This window comes from Bacillus sp. K2I17 (genome assembly GCF_002209985.1).
GTDB classification, from domain to species: Bacteria; Bacillota; Bacilli; order Bacillales; family Bacillaceae_G; genus Bacillus_A; species Bacillus_A wiedmannii.
This window is the reverse complement of sequence record NZ_NJGF01000004.1, coordinates 138,446-161,647: the sequence shown is the minus strand read 5'-3', so window position 1 is coordinate 161,647 and position 23,202 is coordinate 138,446. Positions and strand designations below refer to the sequence as shown.

The following is a 23,202-nucleotide window of genomic DNA, read 5'->3' as shown; positions in this document are numbered from 1 at the left end:
ATATTACTCCTAAAAAAAAAGTGCTAACACAATTATACTAAAATGTGTTAGCACTTTCTCCCCTTTACCTTAAATTAACCGGCAGTAAAACTACTATTAATTCAAATTTCACTTTATTCCCCTTTAAATGCAGGCAAACGTTTTTCTAAAAATGCAGCAATGCCTTCTTTATGATCCGCTGTTTGTCTCATCGCATATTGGCCGCGCTTTTCAAGTTGCAATGTTTGTTCTAAATTGGAGCGATTTACTTCACATAAAATTTGCTTCGTTTGAATCATCGCTTTGATCGGCTTTTGTGACCATTCACTAATTTTTTGCTTCACAGCCGTTTGGAAATCCTCACTGATTACTTCATCAATTAAACCGATATCAAGCGCTTCTGTTGCTGATAATTTCTTTCCTTCCCAAATAATTTGCTTCGTCATATTTTCACCGACACGCTTTTGAAGGAAGAAATGGCCGCCACCATCTGGAATTAAAGCGATTCCAATAAAGTTCATCGCAATAATGGATGATATATCTGCCATCACATAGTCAGCTGTTAACGCAATACTTAACCCAAGACCAGCAGTTGGTCCATGAATCGCACTAATAACAAGCTTCGGCATCGTATATAAAGTCACAACAACTTCAGAAATGGTATTCATAATGCCATCAAACTTGCTTTCATCATTACTTGAAAGCATCGATTTAATATCTCCACCCGCAGAAAAACCACGACCACTTCCGCATAACACAACAATGTGTGCAGAACTCTCCGCTACTTCTTTCAATTTTTGTAATAACTCTTTTAATGTTGGCTCATCTAATGCATTTAACACCTCTGGGCGATTGACCATAACCGTTGCAACGTGCCCTTCATATTTCACAACGACAGATTCTGTTTTACTTGTTACTTCCATTATATATACCCCTCTTTTCTACATAAAGATTATACTTATATAATTATAGAAAGGTGGTGAAAAACCCTTCTTTTTTCTCAATTTTCTGTCTAATAATCTCGTAATTTGTATATGACCTTGTATAAAACAAACAATTCCGTTGAAAAATATAGAAATTAAAGTCGGTTTATCACCTCTCTTCATCTATTTACCATTACAATGAAATGGTGTATTCTTAAGTCTGATATAAAAATTAAATATAGAAATTCATTCTCCTTCCTATTTATATAGAGGTTCTGAAATAAAGGAATGAAGAAATGGAGGAACATATGGTTACTAAGTTCAAACAGACGGATAACTACTTCCCGCATTTCCTACTGCTATTCATTGTGTTTCAACCAATTTTAGATTTGTTAACGTCTTTTTCAATCTATGTATTACACATGAGCGCAACAGTCGGAATCGTAGTCCGTTTCGCCTTTATGCTTCTTGCATTAGGTTATCTACTTCTTCATCATAAACAACAAGGCGCGAAAAAGTATATTCTTTATTTATGTCTATTTGGCATTGTACTCGCAATTGGCCTTGTGAATAATTTAATGGTCAAATCTCCAGTTTCATTTGGAGAAGAAGTGAAATTTATTTTGAAAAGTGTATATCCAATAGTACTACTGTTTGGATATATTATCGCACTAAAAGAATTAAAAAATAACGACTACGCGTTTCATAAAATCATTACGTATTTCTTATATGCAACGTTAATTTTAAGTATTTCAATCATCGCGGCTATGGCAACTGGTACAGATTTCCCAAGCTATCCGAACTCAAAGATCGGTTCAAGAGGATGGTTCTTTGCTGGAAATGATTTAAGTTCCATTTTTGCAATTATGTTCCCAATCGTTGTCTTATACTCAGTTCATAAAACAACTTCTTTCTCAAAAGCGTATTACTGGATTCCAACTGTAGTTGCAATGTATGCAAGCATTATGATCGGAACGAAAGTAGGCTATGGTGCCATCGTTATTACACTTGGTATCGCCCTTTTCTTCTTATTCATTGAATATATGATACATCGTAAAAAAGAAGGAAAAGGATTCACATATCTTGTAAATACAGTTGTTGCTGCTGTCGTATTAGGAGGGTTACTCGTACTTACACCGCAAACTCCTATCGCAAAAAACATGACCATCCATTTACAAATATATGAATACAAAAAATCAGTACAAGAAGAAAAAGACCGAAAAGAAGGAAAAGTAGTTACAGAAGAAGAACATGAGCAAGGCGAACTAACAGACTCTGAAATGAAAAGTTTAATTTACAGTGATCGCGACAAGTTTTTAAAAGTATATAAACAATACTATAAAGAAGCACCACTATCTCAAAAACTATTTGGAATGGGGTACGCTGGTAACTATACAACGAAAATGAAGTTAGTCGAAATGGATTTCCACGACCTATTCTTCGCATTCGGAATTGTTGGCTTCCTTATGTACTTACTGCCACTTCTTTATTTCGGTATAAAAATATTCATTCGCATCATCACAAACTTCAAGAAACTATTTAGCGTAAAACATATGCTACTAGCTAGCACACTCGTCTTATCGCTCGGTATCGGCTTTATGTCTGGACACGTATTAACAGCACCAGCCGTTAGCATTTTCTTTGTTGTGATACTCGCTTACTTAATTGTTGATTTAGAAATAGAATAGAATAGAAAAGAAGCAGCATCCATCTGGATGCTGCTTCTTTTCTATTCCAACCCTTTACCGCCTCTAGCATTCAAAGTGCTAATTCTTTCTGCTCCAGTAATCATTGGTTTTGCTCGCTTTATTAAATTTTGTGTAGACTCTAACGTTAAAGATGCTTTATGTGCTTCTTCATTACTCCATACTTCAAAAACATATACAGCATTCGGCTCGTCATCAGAAATACTTACAATATATACCTCACAACTATGAAATACGTTCATCGATTCCGCAGCCTCTAGCAAAATATTCGTTAATTCTTCCCGATTACGTTCTTCCACAATAAACTTACCATACAATCCGAATTTACTCATTCTTCTCCCCCTAATTATGCCACTTCTCTTATCTCAAAATTAATAATTTCCATAAAAAAAACACTTAATGGCACACCTTTCTTATGTATGAAATGAGAAACTACTTATATAGAATAATTATTTTAATCAAATTATTAACATGATAAAATATTAAAGGCACTATTATATAAAAGAATATATAATAGATATGTCGGTTTTTTTTTGCACGAAATGTATTTCGAAAAAAGTGAGGAGAGTCCTTTGGTATTTAGTAGTTCGATTTTCTTATTTATCTTTTTACCTCTCGTATTATTTCTCTATTTTATAGTGCGTGCCGAGCTACGTAATTTCGTATTACTTGCATTTAGTTTAATTTTCTATGCATGGGGCGAACCGCGTTTCGTTCTTTTAATGCTCTTTTCCATCGTATTAAACTACTGCTTTGGCCTACTTGTGCATCATTATGATAAACGAAAAAATATGAAAGTCACATTTTTAGTTATGGCTGTGGTCGGAAATATTTTATTACTTTCTTATTTTAAATATATTTCATTTTTCACAGACATTTTAAACAAATCATTGCATTTATCTATTCATGTGGAACCTATTCCACTACCAATCGGAATTTCATTTTATACATTCCAAGCGATGTCCTATGTCATCGATATATACCGTAAAGATGGGGATGTTCAAAAAAATCCACTTAATTTAGCGCTATATATATCTATTTTCCCTCAGCTTATTGCCGGACCAATTGTTCGTTACAATATCGTCGCTGAGCAAATTAAAACGCGCATCCATTCTTTTGAACGATTCACAGAAGGTATTCAAATTTTCGTTCTCGGACTAGCAAAAAAAATATTAATCGCCAACCAAGTAGGATTTGTCGCCGATAAAATATTTGCCTTACCACCATCTGAAATAAGTGTTGGAACGGCATGGATTGGTATTATCGCCTACACTCTCCAAATTTATTTCGATTTCTCAGGGTACTCTGATATGGCAATCGGACTTGGAAAAATGTTCGGATTTGATTTCCCGAAAAACTTCAACTACCCATACATCTCTAAATCTATTTCAGAGTTTTGGAGAAGATGGCATATTACACTCGGTTCTTGGTTCCGCGATTACATATATATCCCGCTCGGCGGAAACCGTGTTTCAAAACTAGCGAATTATCGTAACCTCTTCATCGTATGGGGATTAACTGGTTTATGGCACGGGGCGAGCTGGACATTTATCGCCTGGGGCTTATATTATGGCTTTATTATTTCAATTGAAAAAGCTGGATTCGAAAAAATATTAAACAAACTATGGAAACCGCTGCAACATGCATACGTATTACTAATCGTTATGATCGGTTGGGTCTTCTTCCGAGCTGACAACTTCGCTTACTCGTTCCAATATTTAAAAGCGATGTTCGGCATAGGAGGACAATCTTTCATCGATGACAATACAATGTTATACGTACATGAATACATTATCGTATTTCTCATTGCCTTTATCGCAGCGACTCCAATTTTAAAACGAATGAAAAACATACTAGAACTTGCGCCAAAAACGTATATGTTCACGACGCAATTTGTACGTCCTATATTATTACTAACATTATTTATGATTTCGGTTATGTACTTGATTAACTCAACATATAATCCATTTATTTATTTCAGGTTTTAACTGATGTAGGAAGGAAAAGTTATTATGAAAAAATTGGGGAACCTCATCCTGTTTATCGGTTTTCTCACCATTATCTTTTCATTTGGCATATTATCGTTACTCAAAACAGACCGAGACATTTCACCAGTTGAAAATCGGCCGCTCGCTCAAAAACCAGCACTTACGAAAGAAGCTCTCCTAACTGGTAGCTTCTTTAAAGATTTTGAAACATACACAAATGATCAATTAATCGGACGAGATGAGCTTATTAAAAACTATACGATTGCCCAAATTAATATGGGCAAGTCTCTCATTAACGACATTATTTTAACTGATGATAAATGGCTCCTAAAAAACCCGGCGTGGACGACAAAATATAACGAAATTGACCAATCCATGCCTGCTATAAACGACTTATCTCAGTTTTTAAAAGAACAAAACGTCGAGTTTTACTTTGCTTTACCACCGTCAAAAACGAATGCATTATCATTTAAATTACCTTCTCATATTCACACTTATGCACAGGACAATTTAAATTACTTTCTAACAAAACTTCCAGCTGACGTAAAGCCAATAAAACTTATGGAACACTATAAACAGAACTATACGAACGAAGAAATACAGGACATGTATTTCAAAACAGATCATCATTGGAATATGGACGGTGCCTTCTTAGGCTACCAATATATAATGAACACAATCGGGCAACAGTCTTCTATATATAAAGGAAAAGAAATAAAAAAAGAAGACTACACTCGTACATGTGCGCAAAATAAACATTTAGTCGGAAGCTTCAACAACCAACTATACCAACTCATCGATGCAACTGGGGAAAAATTGTGCTACTACACACCGAAAGGCGGTTTCAACTTCACAAGCGTTACCGCAAAAGATGTGAAAGGTACTGTTCATCAAAACTTAGATGACATATACGGCGTAGAAAAACAAAAAGATACAACATCATACGCAGGATATTACACGGACGACTATCCAGAAATCGTCACCGAAAATAACAATGCACCAAATGAAGTACGCGCCTTAGTCCTAAAAGACTCATTCGCAAACGCAATCGTGCCACACTTAGCACAAAGCTTCAAACACACATCTATCCTCGACCTGCGTCACTATCACGAAAAAGATGTATATCAATACATTAAAGACAACAATATTAACATGGTATTGTTCGTGTATAGTGATTCGAATTTGAGTGGGGATATGTTTAAGTTTAAGAAATAGAAAGAAGGCTCTTGTAAATGTACAAGAGCCTTCTTTCTATTAAAAAATCAGTGGGGATGAATCCCCACTGATTTTTCACTTCATCTATAATTGAATTATAGATTTGGGTTGTTAAGAACGTTAACGTGTACAGCTTGGGAACCGATTTCGCTTGTAATAACATTTTTATCTGTTAATACTTTGAATACTAATGTACCTTTGTCAGTGTACTTAGTAGTTAAAGTATCGTAAAGGTCTGCCTTGAAGTTTGGAAGTGTAGAATCACTTGTTTGAGATACTGTTACATCTCCAAGTTTTACATCGCCAGCGTTAAATACAGCATCGCCGTTTCTATCTAAGTAAAGTTTACCTTGCTCGTCACCAGATTTTACAACACGTACTTTATGTTGTGTTTCTTTCGTTAAGTTAATACCTTTTACGATATCATCAAGGTTACTCTTCTCAAGCTCTAATACAGTACCGATGTTGATTTTCTTCTCAACGAAGTTTTCTGTTTGAACTGGTTTGAAGTTTACAGATTTAATAGCGATTGTTTCTTGAACGATTTCAACTGTCGCTTTACCAGCAGTTGCACCATTTTTCGTTAAGTGGATATCAACTTTACCTGGTGCTTTACCTGTTACAACAACTTTATTTCCAACAATTTTAGCATCAGCTATATCTTTGTTTTTAGACTCAACTACATAACCCTCTAAGTTTTCAGGATCAGAGTATACGCGATCTGAAGTGTACTTAGATAATTGATACTCAACTTTGTTAGAAACATTTAGGTCAAGTTTCGTATCAGGTGATTGGCCGTATTGACCTACTTTAGATACAAGTTCAAAGTTTTTAAATGCAACGTTACCTTCTGTTACATTCACATATAATGAACCTAAAGTAGCTCCATTAGCATTTTGGAAGTGAACTGTACCTTCGCCTACTTCGTTACCTGTAACCGATACAGTTTTTGTACCGATTGAGCCAGCATCCGTTGTTACTACATCTAATCCACCTTCTGCAACTACACCTGTTTTTGGAAGAACTTCTTTAATTGCAGCTGAGTTAGCACCAAATGGATCACCATATTGGTCAGTTGTTACGAATGTAACAGGTAATGTTTTATTTTGAACAACTTGTAATTTGTCTGGGTTAGCTTTTACTGATACTAATTTACGAGAATCAGTCGTTACTTTAAATTTAACATCTTTCGTTACGTCACCTACTTTAATAGTAAGTGTAGCTTCACCAGCAGCCTCAGCAGTAATATAGTTGTTTACTACAGAGATAATACCGTGGTTTGAAGATTTGATGCTAATTGATCCTGGATCAACTACTTTATCTTCTCCAGCAATTGTAGCAACTAATTTACTAAGAGATGCTTTTTCACCAACAACTAAAGTTTGGCTATTTAAAGCAAAGTCTTTACCAGCAAGCTTGCTGCCATAGTTTACAGCACCATCATTATCAGCATCTACCGCAAATACAACATTTTTAATTGCAGAAGCTGGTGTATCAAGGTTTTTCACTGTAATAATACCAGTGTTAGAAACTGTTAAACCACCGCGTTTTGTAACTTGTACTTCTACTTTGTAGTCACCTTGCTTAATGCCAACAGCTAGTTTACCTGTAGTAGAAGTAGCTTCTCCACCTTCAAAGATGTTTGCTGATGTACCATCTAAGTTATTTGCTACAAATTTGACGTCATGATCTGCTAAGTTTAAGTACTCAACATCAGCGTTACCTTTTTCATCGTTTAATTTGAAAGCAACTGTTTGACCAGCACGATCATCGTCAAATGTAAGTTTTTCTACTGCTAATTTTTTCACTTCGTATACGAATTTCGTTACGAATGATTGATTTTTCACTTTTACAGTAAGATTTTTATTTGGAGCTACTTTACCACCAAGTGTTACAACTGCAGAAGTACCGTCAGCACTTGCTTCAATCGCAACAGCTTTGTCTCCATCAAGAGTTACATCTTCAGCAGCAAGCTTATCTAAACCAGTACCTGTTAATGTTAATTTCGTTGGTTCAGAAATTTTCACATCAGTTACATATGCTTGTGCATTATCTTTTTTGCCATATTTTTTATCTGCTACTGCGATAAATTTAGCTGCTTCTGCACGAGATACAGATTTATTTGGCTCCCATTTATTTCCGCCTGTTCCTTCAGAAAGTCCAAGATTGATTAGGATGTTTGCTTTTTCTTCACCCCAATGATCTAATAAATCTTCAAATTTTGTAACTAACTCGCCGTTAACTTTATCTTTTAAGTTATAAGCACCTACTATCATAGAAGCGAAAGAAGCACGGTCAATCTTTTTATCTGGAGAGAAGTTTTCTTTACCATCACCTCTAACAACACCCGCTTTTTCAACAGCTGCAATGTATTTAGAAGCCCAATGATTTTTAGCATCTTTGAAAGATGGTTGTGCACCCTCTTCAACTTTTAAACCTAAAGTAATTGCCATAATTTTCGCAGCAGAAGCACGATCAATTTCTTCAGCTGGAGCGTATGTACCATCTGGCTTACCTTCGATTGCACCTTTATCTACTAAGTAATTGATAGAATCTAATCCCCAATGACCAGCTGGAACGTCTGGGAATGATTTTCCTGCTGCTGCTACTGGAGATACAACACCTGCTACCATTGCTGCTGTCATTGTACCTGCGATTACTTTTTTGTAAGAGTTAGTCTTTGCCATTTTATAAATTTCCTCCTTCAGGAATATGCTACTAGTTTCATATCATATTAAATTTGAAAACTAGCTAGTTAGAAAAACCATAAAACAATAAAAGCACAAACAAAAATACTATAATGAAAAGTAGTTCATATAATAAAATGATACAAACCGTTAAATGTAAATATAAGGTTTAAATACCATTTTTTGAAACAAGTTCATCATACTATACAAAACTATTCGTTATCAAGAACTTTCTCAAAAGAAGATTCGACACATTCTGATAATTCAGTCTTTTCATTGTATTATTAGTATATTAATAATACTCAAATATAGAAATGAACAAACTGTTTTCCTATAAACCACTCTCACTGCGCTTCGTATATTTTTCATATCGAATACACAATTGGAATTATAGCACATATTTCCACTTCATCACTTAAATGTTTTTTACAATAAATACAATTTTCAGACTGCATTCGACTAAAATTATTGTATTTCGACATTTTATTCTTCTTTTCGAATGTTTTTTTAACAAAAAAAGGTGTGAATTTACAAATAATTTACATATTAATGAGATATTCTTCTATTTTTGAAAACGCTTTCGATTTATTTCTCAATAAAACGAACTACTAATTTGCAAAATATAATCTATTTTTTAGAGATCGTTTTATATAGAAATTAACCATAAAAAAAGAGCCCACATATTGTGGACTCTTTTCATTGAAATAAATTTCAATTAGCGAGTTGCTGTTACTGATTTGAAAGCAGCAAGTGTATTTCCTGCTTTGTCAGTAGTCTTAAACTCATATTTAGCATTATTTTCTAGTTCTTTAGCTTTTACTGTAACTGTACCAGTTGCTAAGTTAACATCTGTTGGAGCTGTTACTTTAAGAACTACGTCTTTAGAAGCTTCAGCTGTTACATCAGCTTTTGTCGTAGTTAATACTACACCGTTTAGGTCAATTACAAAGTCATTTGCATCAACGTTTACAGCTTCAGAGAATGTTAAAGTGATTTCTTTAGCATCAACTTTTGTAATTTTAGCTGATTTGAATTCAGGAGCTTTTGTATCTACAACATTTACTAATAAGTTTGTTGTACCCATTTTTACTCCATCTTTGTTTGCAACGTTAGCTACTGTGAATTTCACTGTTTCTGATTTTTCGAAAGTAAATGTTTCTGGTAATTCAATTGTTACTGATTTTCCATCAGCATTAACAACGATTAAAGTACCTTCTGGTAATTTAGCACCAGCTAAAGTGTAGTTGTTTGCATTAGAAGCTGAATCAGTGCCTTGGCCACCTTTTACTTCTTTATCAAATGTTACTGTAAACTTAGTTTTGCTATCTGCAACACGCTCAACTTTAGTTGCTTTTGGTGCTACTTCATCTTTTTTACCTTCTTCTTTTTTCTCTACAACTTTTACTTCTTTAGTAAATGCTGCAGATTCATTACCAGCTGTATCTTTTACAAATCCTTTTGTAGCAGCAACTTTATAGTTACCCTTTTCTGGGAATGTTAAAGTGATAGCTTTTTTATTATCCTCAACTGGAGCAACAGCTACTTCTTTAGTTACATCTTTACTTGTATCTAAGTTAATTACACGAAGTTTTCCTTCTTGCGCAGTTACATCTTTATCGAAAGTAAGTGTTGCTGCTTTATTTTCATTAGCTTCAACTTTTACGAAGTTAGGAGCTACAACATCTTTTGTAATTTTTACTTCTTTAGTTACTTTAGTACCTACATTGTTAGCTGCATCTTTGTAGCCAACAAATTCAACTGTAATGTTTGCAGCTGTTTCTTTCTCTGTAAGAGCTCCTGGTACTGTAACAATTGCTTTTGTAGTATCTTGATCAAGAGCGATTGTAGTACCTTCTACTACTTTATTACCTTTTTTAACTACTACTTTACCTTCTGCAGAAAGTTCTTCTGAGAATGTAACTTCTAATGTAGCTACGCCTTCAGCAAGTTCTTTCACTTTAACTTCTTTAACTTCTGGAGCTGTAACATCTTTTTCTACTTTATAAGTAGCTTTACCTTCGTACATTTCCATTGTGTTACCAACTAAATCTTTAGCACCAGTTACGATTACGTTAAATGCTTCACCGTTTTTAACTACAGATGCAACATCAGCTTTTGTTAATGTAACTGTATTGTCTACAGGAGAAGCTGTGAATTTCGTACCGTTAATAACAACAGTTACTTCATCTGCACTTAACTTTTCACTGAATACTACTTTAACATTTCCGTCTGGAGTAGATACTGTAGATACAGTTGGAGCTACTTCATCGTTAAAGAAAATTACTTCTAATGCTTTTGGAATGTCTTTTCCATCTACAGATTTAACATCTTTAACATGTGCAACATAAGCTTGTTTATTTACAAGTGCATTTTTTAGTGTAATAGTTGCTGATTTTTTATCTTTGCTTAACTCAACTTTTTCAATATCAAGTTCTTTTGAACCTTCTACAACTGCAAAGTTTGCAGCAGTTACATCTTTAACTTCAGTACCGAATTTAACTTCGATCTCTTTAGCGTTGATTGCTTTAATAGACTCAACTTTAGCTTCTGCTTTTTGTCCGAACTGCATGTCAGTCTTAGCAATGAATTTAGCAGCTTCTGCACGAGTTACAGATTTATCTGGCTCCCAACCATTACCAGTACCATTAGTGATACCTAAAGCAACTAAAATGTTAGCAGCTTTTTTACCCCAGTGCTTTTCTAAATCAGAGAATTTAGTTTCTAATTCTCCGCTTACTTTGCTGTCTAATTTGTATGCTTTTACGATCATTGTTGCCATAGAAGCACGATTAATTTGGTTGTTTGGATTAAACTTACCAGTTTCATCCCCTTGAATTACACCAGCTTTTTCAACAGCTGCGATATATTTAGCAGCCCATGAATCTTGAGCATCTTTGAAAGATGGTTTTGCACCCTCTTTAACTTCTAAACCTAATGTAATTGCCATAATTTTCGCAGCAGAAGCACGGTCAATTGCTTCAGTTGGAGCGAATGTTCCGTCTGGCTTACCTTCGATTGCTTTTTTTGCTACTAAATAATCAATGTACTCTGCACTCCAAGAACCAGGTTGAACGTCTGGGAATGATTTTCCTGCTGCTGCTACTGGAGAAACAACACCTGCTACCATTGCTGCTGTCATTGTACCAGCGATTACTTTTTTGTAAGAGTTAGTCTTTGCCATTTTATATATTTCCTCCTTAGGAATGTAATACTAGTTCCATAAGTTTTTAAATAGATATTCTATTTATTTTTGAAACTAGTAGATATAAATGTGGTTAACGTATTCTTTGTACAGAATAATAGAATATCCTGTATTACGGAATCGTAAAGAAATCATACACCCTTTTCATCCAATTTAAAATCTCAAATTCGACAAAAAAGTGAATTTTCGAAATTCTGAACGATCATTTTTTCGACTTTTATTTTAAAACATCCAGATTATAAAATCAGAATATTTTAAATGAACGGAAAAACGCGTCAGAATTACATTTTCAACCATCTTCTTATAACCATTTACAACTATAACAGAAAAACGTTTCCAATTTCAATATTTAACTATTAAGATATTACGACATTAATCGACAGCTTATTTTTATATACTTCGACATTTTTATTACATTCTCATTCTTTAAAATTACCAAACCTATTTTCTTATAATTTACCAAATAAAACGCATAATCCTAACATTCTCTATATAAGAATGTTAGGATTATCAAACATACATCTTATCTCTCAAACTTCTTTTTTATGAGCATACATTTAAAAGTATTTATACAATTCGACATTTTTCTACAAATATTTATTTTCTTTCGACATTTTATATTTTTCAACTAATAAAAAAAGAGGATGTCCTCTTAAATTAAGATTACATTCCCCTTTTTTCGAACTCTTTTGAATTCAAGTCACTTATGATGTAGCGAGACGCTGTTGAAATTTGTTCTCTCAATTCTTCTACTCTTTGTTCCAATGTTTCTTGTACATATTCTTTTTGTTCCAGTTGTTTCGTTGCCACGTTATACAAAGTTTCAGCCGTCCAGTCACCATCTACGTTTCCGATAATCGGCTGATTTACTTGTTGTAAAAATGAATCGATCTTTGGATCATATGAAATACCGACCATAGGAATATTAGCAACCGCTGATAATATAAGCGCATGAAGTCTCATACCTATTAGAAGCGAACATTCCGACAAAATTGAAATTTTCTCATGAATATCCAGCTTATACGGAAGCATATGAGCTTCTTCTCCCATTAAGTTAATAATATCGCGTGATGCATTTTGATCAAATGGTCCGTGCATTGGTACGAATAAAATATGGTATCCTTCACGCTTAAATTTTTTCAGCGTATCTGCTAGCTTCTTCATATAATCTTCTTTCGCGTCCCAATACCTCACACTAACTGCAATTACTTTCCCTTGAATCGAATGTTTTTGCAGCCAATCCGACTTCATTCCTTCTGGTTGACATGCCAATACTGGATCTGGAACTAGTTCGATCTCTTTCTTAATACCCATTTCTTTTAAATACAAAAATGAATCTTCATCACGAACTGATATATATGCCGCTTTGGATACTTGCCATTTCACTAATAAACGATTTTGTCTTTTCGTAATTGGACCAATTCCTTGCGCATAAATATAATACGGCTTCTTCAAAAAACGAGCAATCCGCATAATACCTGTATAGTACAAAATGCTTTTAATACTCGTTTTATCTTGAAGGAGACTTCCCCCTCCGCTAATTAAACCGTTACTTCTCTTTATTTCCTTATAAATTGCTCTTATATCCCAGCGATTTACTGCCTCTACACCGTACATTTTTCTTGTATAGTCGGGGTCATTCGAAAGTACAACAAGCTCAAGAGTAGGATTCTCTTCATGTAGCGCTTTAATAATTGATTGCAAAATTGCTTCGTCCCCAACATTATAAAAACCATAATATCCTGATAAAACTAACCGCACTCTTAATCTCCTCCAACATTTCGCAATCAACTTTTTGTCATTCAACAAATTGCTATCAACTCTTTAATAAGAAAAGTTGGATAACTTCAAATTGATTTCTTTCACAAACATATACATAGCCATACTCATTTATAGACAAATTTACTTACTTAAAAATGGAATTTGCTTTTTGGATATCCAGTTCAACTTTAATGCGCATATGCCATATATGAACAAGGCCACACAAAATGCTAAACCACTATACATCATTGCAATAAATCTAGAATCTACCACATTTATTACAGTAGATGTGAAATATAATCCTATACCTACTATACTAGATACTCCGATTACAGCAAAAAATCTCCCCATGCGAATTGAATAAGCCAATTCTTTTCGAATGTATATATAATTTACGATACAAATTATGATATATATGATCAGTGTACTATAAGCCGCACCAGTTATGCCAAATTGACTTACGAGTACTATATTTAATATGACTTTTACAAAACTCGCTCCAACAACTATCCACGCCGCTTGCTTAGAACGGTTAATTCCTTGCAAAATCCCTATTGATAATACCATAAGTGATGTGAAATACGAACTACCAATTAAAATAGCTAACATGCCGCTCCCTTTAGCATCTGTAAACAACCCAACATTTAACGGGACTGTAAGTGCCATGAGCCAGATTGTTATCGGCGTTGTTAAAACATGAGCAAGCTCATTTGTTCGTTCAATTGTGTGTTTTGCTAACGCTATATCTTTCTTTGTTAATGCAGCAGTTAACAACGGGATTAACGGAAATACCATCGCGCTTGCAAACACGACAATTAATTGTGTAAACGCAAAGCCACGACTATATATACCAAATTGTTCTTGAATCGTTGTAGTGGATTCATGCAACATATGTGGAATCGTTACAGAATCAACTAAATTTAACAACGGCATCGATAATGCTCCAATCGCAATTGGAATCGAAACCTGAAGTATCTTTTTTGCATTTTCTTTAAAGTCTTGCAGTGAATATGTATTACTTTTATAACGATATATACTTTTTACATACTTCAATCTCAAATAGATAAGTGACGTAATTACCCCAAGGCAAGAACCAATCATTGCGCCGCCTGTTACAACATCACTATCTTTATTCCAAGATACGAATAAGAATGCAATTGCTAACATAAAGAAAACACGAATGAACTGCTCAATCACTTGTGACACCCCGGTAGGAATCATATCTCCAAAACCTTGGAAATACCCTCGATATACCGCCATATATGGTGCGATTAATAAAGCAAACGAAGTGACAATTAATGGGAGTCTCGTATCTTGTCCACCAAGCATATTTGCAAACATACTTGATCCAATCATAATAACCGAAAATCCAAGCACCCCAAATATTACTCCAATAATAGATGCTGACGTAAATAGTTTGGCAATCCCGCCCTGGTCATTCTTCTCATGAAGTTCAGCGATTAACTGTGATATAGCTAGCGGTACTCCCGCTACTGATAAAGTTAAAGCTATCATATATACAGGAAAAACAAGGCGGAAAATCCCAAGCACTTCATCTCCTGCTATATTTTGTAACGGGATTTGAAAAAAACTTCCCAACACTTTCGATAGAAACGTTGTAATCGTTAAAATCGCAGCGCCTTTCACAAACTTATTATTCATCTTCTAGCTCTTTTCTTTCAATATATAATTTAAATACTTATTACATCATAAAACGAGATAGCTATATTCTTCTCTTTTTTGAAAATTTTCACTTTATCTCATTTAGCTATCATACCAAATTTCTTATACATTGAATACTCTCTTTCTTTATGCCCTTCAAATATAGCATGTGCAATAACACCTTATTTATATCCAGTTTTTTCTTCAATTTACTACTTCTACTTATTCCAGATAAACATGTGCTATAATGTAGCTATTGTCAGTAAGAGGAGTGTTTACAACATGCTGAATTCGGTAAAAAAGCTGTTAGGAGATTCTCAAAAGAGAAAACTAAAAAAATATGAACAACTTGTTCAAGACATTAATAATCTAGAAGCAAAACTATCTGATTTATCTGATGAAGAATTACGTCATAAAACTATTATATTTAAAAACATGCTACATGATGGAAAAACAGTGGATGATATAAAAGTAGAGGCGTTCGCTGTTGTACGTGAAGCAGCAAAGCGTGTACTTGGATTACGACACTACGATGTGCAGTTAATTGGTGGCCTTGTACTATTAGAAGGTAATATTGCAGAGATGCCAACTGGCGAAGGAAAAACATTAGTTTCTTCTCTTCCAACATACGTACGTGCTCTTGAAGGAAAAGGCGTTCACGTTATTACTGTAAATGACTATTTAGCAAAACGAGATAAAGAATTAATTGGCCAAGTTCATGAATTTCTAGGTTTAACGGTTGGATTGAATATTCCTCAAATCGATCCTACCGAAAAGAAACTTGCTTACGAAGCTGATATTACATATGGTATTGGAACAGAATTCGGCTTTGACTATCTACGTGATAATATGGCCTCTTCAAAAAATGAACAGGTACAACGTCCCTATCATTTTGCTATTATCGATGAGATTGATAGCGTTTTAATTGATGAAGCGAAGACGCCTCTTATTATCGCGGGTAAGAAATCAAGCAGCACTGATTTACACTATTTATGTGCAAAAGTTATTAAATCATTCCAGGATACTCTTCATTACACGTACGATGCAGAATCGAAATCTGCTAGTTTTACAGAAGACGGTATTACAAAAATAGAAGATTTATTTGATATCGATAACCTATATGATTTAGAACATCAAACTTTATATCATTATATGATCCAAGCATTACGAGCTCATGTCGCTTTCCAATGTGATGTTGACTATATTGTACATGATGAAAAAATTTTACTTGTAGATATTTTCACGGGCCGCGTTATGGATGGTCGCTCTTTAAGTGACGGTTTACACCAAGCTCTTGAAGCAAAAGAAGGTTTAGAAATCACGGAAGAAAACCAAACGCAAGCATCCATTACAATTCAAAACTTCTTCCGTATGTATCCAGCATTATCTGGTATGACAGGTACAGCAAAAACGGAAGAAAAAGAATTTAACCGTGTATATAACATGGAAGTTATGCCAATTCCGACAAACCGTCCTATCATTCGTGAAGACAAAAATGACGTCGTGTACGTAACAGCCGATGCTAAATATAAAGCTGTACGTGAAGATGTTTTAAAGCACAATAAACAAGGACGCCCGATTTTAATTGGGACAATGTCTATTTTACAATCTGAAACCGTTGCGCGTTACTTAGATGAAGCGCATATTACATATCAATTATTGAATGCGAAAAGCGCAGAACAAGAGGCCGATTTAATTGCAACAGCTGGACAAAAAGGACAAGTTACAATTGCGACGAATATGGCCGGACGAGGTACTGATATTATACTAGGTGAGGGTGTTCACGAACTTGGTGGATTACATGTAATCGGGACAGAACGCCATGAATCAAGACGCGTTGACAATCAGTTAAAAGGTCGTGCTGGTCGTCAAGGAGATCCAGGTAGTTCTCAGTTCTTCCTTTCTTTAGAAGATGAAATGTTAAAACGTTTCGCACATGAAGAAATGGAGAAATTAAATAAATCACTGAAGTCAGATGAAACAGGACTTATTCTAACTTCTAAAGTTCATGACTTCGTGAACCGTACACAATTAATTTGTGAAGGTAGCCATTTCTCAATGCGTGAGTACAATTTAAAGTTAGATGATGTAATAAATGACCAACGTAACGTTATTTATAAATTACGTAATAACTTGTTACAAGAAGATATAAATATGATTGAAATTATTATTCCAATGATTGATCATGCTGTAGAAGCCATTTCTAAGCAATATCTTTTGGAAGGTATGCTTCCAGAAGAATGGGATTTCGCTAGTTTAACAGCAAATATAAATAAAATTTTACCAGTAGAAAACATGCCATCACTATCAGCGAATAATGTACATTCACCGGAAGATTTACAATCCGTTTTGAAAGAAACATTATCTCTTTATAAAGAGCGCGTAAATGAGCTAAATAGCCATACTGATTTACAGCAGTCGCTACGATATGTTTCCCTTCATTTCCTAGATCAGAACTGGGTAAATCACTTAGATGCAATGACTCACTTAAAAGAAGGCATCGGGCTAAGACAATATCAACAGGAAGACCCTACTCGTCTTTATCAAAAAGAAGGCTTAGATATCTTTTTATACACATATGGTAATTTCGAAAAAGAAATGTGCCGCTATGTTGCAAGACATTTAGGTGTTCCTGAAAACGTACAATAACGAGGTGAAAGATTATGTTATCATTCCTAAAAAGAGCTAAGAAAAGCGGAAAAGATACGACTGTCTCTAGTAATCAATTATTCGGACAAGAAGAAACAAATACTGAAAATAAAACAGTAAAACCAACGCTTTACTTCCACCCTAGCTGGGGTGCAGTAGCACAAGAACAAAAATACATTTATCAATTTTTACATAAAGAACTAACACGTTTACAAGAATATCAAATTTCTTTATCTGGAATTGAGATTGAAAAACGTGATAATGGTTATGACGTAGCTGTATTTATTCGTAGCACTGTCCCGAAACCAATTTCTTTCGAAGAGGTTACATTAATCCTTCTAAATAAAGAGAAGAAACTATGTGCCCGCAAAACATTTAACCTTTCTGCATTAGGAGATATTCCTGCAAATGTAAATATGCCATTCATCTTTACATTTGAGCAAGAAACAATTACAGGTGCCGAATTATCGCAAACAGATTGGGAATTAGCGTTTGAACTTGAAAGTAAGCATGTATTAGATTTAGACCCATCTTGGGAAGCTCAGTTACCTGAAGCAAGCAAAGAAGCTTTACGTAATTTCGTAGACAATTTAACACCTCCAAATGATGGTGAAATTAACTTCCTAGGTCTGCAAGCTGCAAGAAAAGAAAACGGTGATTTACATACAACGCTTCTTATTCGTAACGGTTGCAAAGACGACATTCAACTAGAGCAACTTCCTCTTCACATTGAAGATGCAGCAGGTGCAGTTGTTGTTAAAGGTGCTTTCACATTACCGAACCTTGAAATTAAAACGAACACTACAAAACCGTGGTCATTTGTCTTCCCTGCTTCATCTATATTAAAAGAAGATATGGATCTATCTTCTTGGAAAGCATTTGTACCACAAGACTAATAATAAAGAGAGGCTGCTTCCAAAGCTACCTCTCTTCTTCTTTTTCGTACAAAAAAGCCTGTTCAAAAAGATGGTCATCACACCTCCTTGGACAGGCTTATTCTTTATGTAAAATTTACTTCGTTACTAATAAACGTTCAATATGATATTCAGCTTCTAATTTGCACATTTCATCTGCATGGTTCACTTTATTTCTCTTTAATTGCTCCACTTGCTCTTCGGTCGGTTTTTCATTAATAAACTCGTTAATTTTTTCATTCACTTTCATCGCTAATGCTTGATGGAAATCTGGATGTCCTTTCAACTCTTCGTCTACTTTATTAATCCAAGTTGATTTTGTGTATAAATACTGTTTCCACTGTTCAACAAATTGCTGCATATCAAATTTTTCTTCATGCCATTCAATTTCTTTCATATACTTCTCAAAAGAAACAACAATTGATCGCGTAATCCCGATCTTCACTCCATGTGGTAACTGTTTGTACATCAAATATTCCCTCCAGCTTACAGCTCTTCCTTCTGAATATAAAGGAATCTCAAAATTCATATACCTTCTTATAATAGCACATACCTAATCTAGAATGTTACTATACTGCTAAGATTAATAAATGTCAATAACATAAAAATATCACGATATAAAGATATTAAACACAATAAAAAACACCCTCATACGAGGGCATTTCCTTACATAGCACCAGCTTCTACAAACTGTAATTTATCTTTCTGCTCATTACTCGCCAGCGTTACTAACGTTTTTTCAATATGAGTAGGCACTTGTTCTAGCGTCACACTCACTCCTGACTTATCCGACTGCTCAATGAAATTAAATAACGCCATTGCGCCTGATACATCCATATAGCGCACATCTTTCATACGTAAAACAACCGGAGACTTTACGTCTTGTAAAGCATAAAAAATACGATCCACTGTTAAAAATGAAAGTGGGCCTTTAATTTTATATGTCGCGTCTTTTTCTTTTACAATAGAAGCTTTACGTTCTTTACATTTCACCATGTATATAATGAACGAAAGAATAATACCGAACGCAACAGCAATCATTAAATCGAACTTCACTGTGACAATCATCGTTACGAGCATAACAATGACATCACCTTTTGGTGCTACATGCATTTTCTTCATGCTTTCCCAATCAAACATTCCAATACCAGTTAAAATTAAAATACCTGATAATACAGCAAGCGGAATGTATTGTACGACCGATCCAAGTCCCATAATGAAAATAAATAATATAACACTATGCATACTTGCTGAAAGCGCCGTTTTACCACCGCTTCTTATATTAACGATAGACCGTACAGTCGCCCCTGCCCCTGCTAATCCGCCAAACAACCCGCTCATCATATTACCGATACCTTGTCCGACCAGTTCTTTATTACTTTTATGACGTGTACCTGTCACATTATCCATTACGACCGATGTTAACAACGAGTCAATCGATCCTAATAAAGCAATACTAAGCGCTGGTAAAATAAGTTCTGCAATCCCTGTTCCACTTAAAGATGGAATATGAAGCGTCGGCATCGCTTCTGGAATCGTCCCAATTTTTTCAATCACCTTATTTAATGACAAGTTTCCGATAATCGGTAACTTCACTGTAAGCCCTTCTAACGCAGAAGAAAATAAAGGAAGCAAAGCCGTTACACCGACTAATGCAACTAAACTAGACGGAATGGCCTTAATCCATTTTCCAGAAACAATCATTACAATAATCGTTAATACTACGAGTAGAAAACTATTTTGCACATGCTTTATTTCACCTAAAATAATAATCAATGCGATACCGTTCATAAATCCTGAAACGACAGGATACGGAATGTATCGAACGTAAGAGCCAAGCTTACATACACCAAATAAAATTTGAAACAGTCCCGCCATCATAAAGGCTATAAAACTCGCCTCTAATCCGTGCGTCGCAATAACTCCTGTTGCAATAACCGTAATCGGTCCAGTTGGCCCCGTTACCTGCCCAGGTGTACCACCAAATAACGCCGCAAATAAACCTGCAAAAATCGCACCATACAATCCGACTAGTGCTCCCTCAGATGTTCCCGTTGCAGCAATACCAAATGCAATGGCAAGTGGCAACGCAACAATCGCAACAGTAAAACCTGCTAAACATTCCTTTGCTATTTTTTGAAACATATAAATAACCACCTTCACATTAAGTCCACGTTCCATTGTACACCTAAAAGAATATATTCGTTAGCCCACTTTTTACAGTATCGTGACGTAAACGCATTCAATTGTAAACTTCCGCCGCATCTTTGGAAACTATTATAACTATGTTATAATGAACAAATTAAATCTTTTATTATATATTTGGAGGCACTATGCTAACTTTTGAAGAAAAATTATCGATCATTGAATCTTTCCCTGAATTAGAAAGAAAGAACGTATCATTAAAACGCGTGAACTTTCACTTTGAAGAAAGTCGTTTAGATAAAAAGAACGTTGTTTATCACTTACATCCAAACGGAAACGGATTTGTATATGCAAGTGGTATTAAAGGTTACAAAACGGATGATAAAGGTATGGTTAACATCCGCGAATTTTCAGCAGATGAATTACGCTCAGTAATCGAGCAATCAATTGAACTATTATCTCAAGAAGAAATCGTAATTCCTGCAGAACCTGCGAAAGAAGAAGAATGGCAGAACGAAGACGGTCATATCCTTACTCTTATCTCAGAGGACGATATGTGGAACGTGTACGCTGGTGTAAACTTAGACGGTACATTCAACTCTTATCCAGAAGCTGCGGAATACCTTGATGAAGAAGGATTTTCACGTAAGTAATACGATTTAAGGAGGCCGTCCCATTTTTTAGGGATGGTCTCTCTTATTAATAAGTAGGCTTTTTGGATCGTCCCCCTAAATTTATAGCATCAAAACTTCTTATTCTCACTATCCCCTATCAAAATTTGAATTTGACAACTATACGTCTCCGCATTAAAAATATCACTAACTAACTCCACTTCAATAAAACTCTCTACTTCTATACTATTTTCTTTCATATATTTAATCATAGTATTTCTACGTTCCTCTTCATTCTCTTTACTATACGCTAACGTTATATATTTCCCGCCCGGTAATACTTTTATATTTTGCATCTCTTCCATATGTACATCATCTCGTACTTTATTAAAAACATACTTCGGTTCTACATCCCAATTTGCATTTACATTGTAGAGAATCCCCATCTCCATTTCCATTTTCTCTTCATAATCTTGCACGATTTTCTCTAAATCGGAATAATACAGTAACTCCTGTAAACTCCCTACTTCTTTACAAGGCGCAACAACGACATAACGTTGTTCAAAAAATTCAATAGAGATTTCATCATTCTTTAATATTTCCTGTGAACTCACTACTTTCGCATGTAAGTCATCAATCGTTTCCATTACCTCTTTCATTTTCTTTATATGCTCTTCCGCTTCTTCTCTCTTCACTTGTAAAAATCGTAGCAATTTATCCGTATTACGTTCCTTAAAAATCTCTTGCAGCTCTACTATGCTCGTGTTCAACTCTCGACAGCTTTTTATAATATCAATGTGAATAAATTGATCTATAGAATAATATCTATACCCCGTTGATTCATCAACATGTTTTGGAATAAGAATCCCCATCTTATGATAGTATCTTAGCGCTTTTATCGTAATATCCTTTATTTTTGCAACTTCTCCAATAGAAAACATTTTTTTCATTTGCATCTCTTCCCTTATATTTTTTCGCATACAACCATTGACTCTCCCCTTAGAGGAGCCCTTACTATTTATAATAAGTCATTTACATTAATAAAGGGAGTATACAATTATGAACACAGTAAAATATAGAAGTCTTGTTAAGGAAGACTATAAGCCTATAAAACATTTAATCGGTGAAGCATTTGGATTTAATGAATTCATTACAGATAAAAAATTTTTAAACTCAGTATTAAACTTTTATCTACACAGTTGTATTTTAGGAAGTTCCTTCAGTAAAGTAGCCGAAAAAGATAATAAAGTGATTGGTGTCATTTTAGGCGATTCTGAAAAAGATAAAAACCGTTTAAAGAGCTTCCATAACACTGTTAGCTTTGCCTTTAACACGCTAAAGCTATTCATAACGAATAAAGAGAATAGAGAATTTCTAAAAGCATTTATACAAGTACAAAAAACATATAAAGAACTCATTCAAGGAAAAGAAAATCAATTTCAAGGCTGTATACAATTATTCATCGTATCCGAAGAATCTAGAGGTCTTGGAGTTGGGAAGTCTTTACTAAACGATTTGTTCCAATATATGAAAAAAGAAGACGTAACATCTTTATATTTATATACAGATAACGAATGCAACTATGAATTTTATGATAGACAAAACTTCCAACGCATACAAGAAAAAGCAGTTAATTTTGGACCAAAGGAAGAAGATTTCAACGTATTTTTGTACCGCTATAACTTTAACTAATTAATATGTACACTTGATGCTTACAAAAATAATAAAAAGCGGAGATACATACTCTCCGCTTTTTTACA

General features: G+C 34.6%; 16 protein-coding genes. 7 read left to right on the top strand and 9 right to left on the bottom strand.

Translation table 11 applies throughout. The features are described from left to right. Window positions 1–113: 113 nt before the first annotated feature. A complete protein-coding gene (locus CER22_RS07465; RefSeq protein WP_088608471.1) occupies window positions 114–902 on the bottom strand; it encodes an enoyl-CoA hydratase in 789 nt (262 codons plus the stop codon). Window positions 903–1,210: 308 nt separating this feature from the next. Here CER22_RS07465 and CER22_RS07460 point away from each other — a divergent pair, with 308 nt between their 5' ends. After that, window positions 1,211–2,590 (top strand): O-antigen ligase family protein, encoded by a 1,380-nt coding sequence (locus CER22_RS07460; protein ID WP_088608470.1) that lies wholly within the window; start codon window positions 1,211–1,213, stop codon window positions 2,588–2,590. 41 nt (window positions 2,591–2,631) lie between these two features. Here CER22_RS07460 and CER22_RS07455 read toward each other — a convergent pair whose 3' ends face one another. Next, the gene (locus tag CER22_RS07455; protein ID WP_142293440.1) at window positions 2,632–2,940 is read right to left on the bottom strand and encodes a putative quinol monooxygenase; all 309 of its coding nucleotides are present in this window, start codon (window positions 2,938–2,940) and stop codon (window positions 2,632–2,634) included. A gap of 240 nt (window positions 2,941–3,180) precedes the next feature. On the opposite strand from CER22_RS07455, the gene CER22_RS07450 reads away from it, so the two are divergent. Both CER22_RS07450 and patB1 read left to right on the top strand, forming a co-directional pair. Next, window positions 3,181–4,596 carry an MBOAT family O-acyltransferase gene (locus CER22_RS07450; protein ID WP_088608469.1) on the top strand — a complete coding sequence of 472 codons (1,416 nt, stop codon included), beginning with the start codon at window positions 3,181–3,183 and terminating at the stop codon, window positions 4,594–4,596. Between the two features lie 24 nt (window positions 4,597–4,620). Next, a complete protein-coding gene (gene patB1 / locus CER22_RS07445; protein ID WP_087985740.1) occupies window positions 4,621–5,811 on the top strand; it encodes a secondary cell wall polysaccharide O-acetyltransferase PatB1 in 1,191 nt (396 codons plus the stop codon). Between the two features lie 95 nt (window positions 5,812–5,906). Here patB1 and CER22_RS07440 read toward each other — a convergent pair whose 3' ends face one another. From CER22_RS07440 to CER22_RS07425, 4 genes are all read right to left on the bottom strand, one after another. Then, entirely contained in the window at window positions 5,907–8,498 is a 2,592-nt protein-coding gene (locus tag CER22_RS07440; protein WP_088062136.1) for an S-layer homology domain-containing protein, read from the bottom strand. Window positions 8,499–9,213: 715 nt separating this feature from the next. Next, window positions 9,214–11,679, bottom strand: coding sequence for an S-layer homology domain-containing protein (locus CER22_RS07435; RefSeq protein WP_088608468.1), 2,466 nt, complete (start codon window positions 11,677–11,679; stop codon window positions 9,214–9,216). A gap of 684 nt (window positions 11,680–12,363) precedes the next feature. Then, complete coding sequence (gene csaB, locus CER22_RS07430; RefSeq protein WP_088062132.1) at window positions 12,364–13,461, bottom strand: polysaccharide pyruvyl transferase CsaB; 1,098 nt, start codon at window positions 13,459–13,461, stop codon at window positions 12,364–12,366. Between the two features lie 141 nt (window positions 13,462–13,602). Beyond that, a complete protein-coding gene (locus CER22_RS07425) occupies window positions 13,603–15,123 on the bottom strand; it encodes a putative polysaccharide biosynthesis protein (protein WP_087985744.1) in 1,521 nt (506 codons plus the stop codon). A gap of 282 nt (window positions 15,124–15,405) precedes the next feature. Here CER22_RS07425 and secA2 point away from each other — a divergent pair, with 282 nt between their 5' ends. Beyond that, window positions 15,406–17,772 (top strand): accessory Sec system translocase SecA2, encoded by a 2,367-nt coding sequence (gene secA2 / locus CER22_RS07420; protein ID WP_088608467.1) that lies wholly within the window; start codon window positions 15,406–15,408, stop codon window positions 17,770–17,772. Between the two features lie 14 nt (window positions 17,773–17,786). Further along, window positions 17,787–18,668 (top strand): accessory Sec system S-layer assembly protein, encoded by an 882-nt coding sequence (locus tag CER22_RS07415; protein WP_088062128.1) that lies wholly within the window; start codon window positions 17,787–17,789, stop codon window positions 18,666–18,668. Between the two features lie 115 nt (window positions 18,669–18,783). On the opposite strand, the gene CER22_RS07410 is transcribed toward CER22_RS07415, so the two are convergent. Continuing rightward, a complete protein-coding gene (locus tag CER22_RS07410; RefSeq protein WP_087985747.1) occupies window positions 18,784–19,155 on the bottom strand; it encodes a hypothetical protein in 372 nt (123 codons plus the stop codon). A gap of 197 nt (window positions 19,156–19,352) precedes the next feature. Then, window positions 19,353–20,867, bottom strand: a complete 1,515-nt coding sequence (locus CER22_RS07405) for a SulP family inorganic anion transporter (protein ID WP_141542750.1) — start codon at window positions 20,865–20,867, stop codon at window positions 19,353–19,355. A 152-nt stretch (window positions 20,868–21,019) separates the two neighbouring features. Between CER22_RS07405 and CER22_RS07400 the strand changes: the two genes are divergently transcribed. Next, complete coding sequence (locus tag CER22_RS07400; RefSeq protein ID WP_000955011.1) at window positions 21,020–21,484, top strand: hypothetical protein; 465 nt, start codon at window positions 21,020–21,022, stop codon at window positions 21,482–21,484. 89 nt (window positions 21,485–21,573) lie between these two features. Here CER22_RS07400 and CER22_RS07395 read toward each other — a convergent pair whose 3' ends face one another. After that, window positions 21,574–22,422: a MerR family transcriptional regulator gene (locus tag CER22_RS07395; protein WP_088608465.1), complete on the bottom strand. Its 849-nt coding sequence runs from the start codon at window positions 22,420–22,422 to the stop codon at window positions 21,574–21,576. A 79-nt stretch (window positions 22,423–22,501) separates the two neighbouring features. Here CER22_RS07395 and CER22_RS07390 point away from each other — a divergent pair, with 79 nt between their 5' ends. Beyond that, window positions 22,502–23,134, top strand: a complete 633-nt coding sequence (locus CER22_RS07390) for a GNAT family N-acetyltransferase (protein ID WP_088608464.1) — start codon at window positions 22,502–22,504, stop codon at window positions 23,132–23,134. Window positions 23,135–23,202 lie beyond the last annotated feature (68 nt).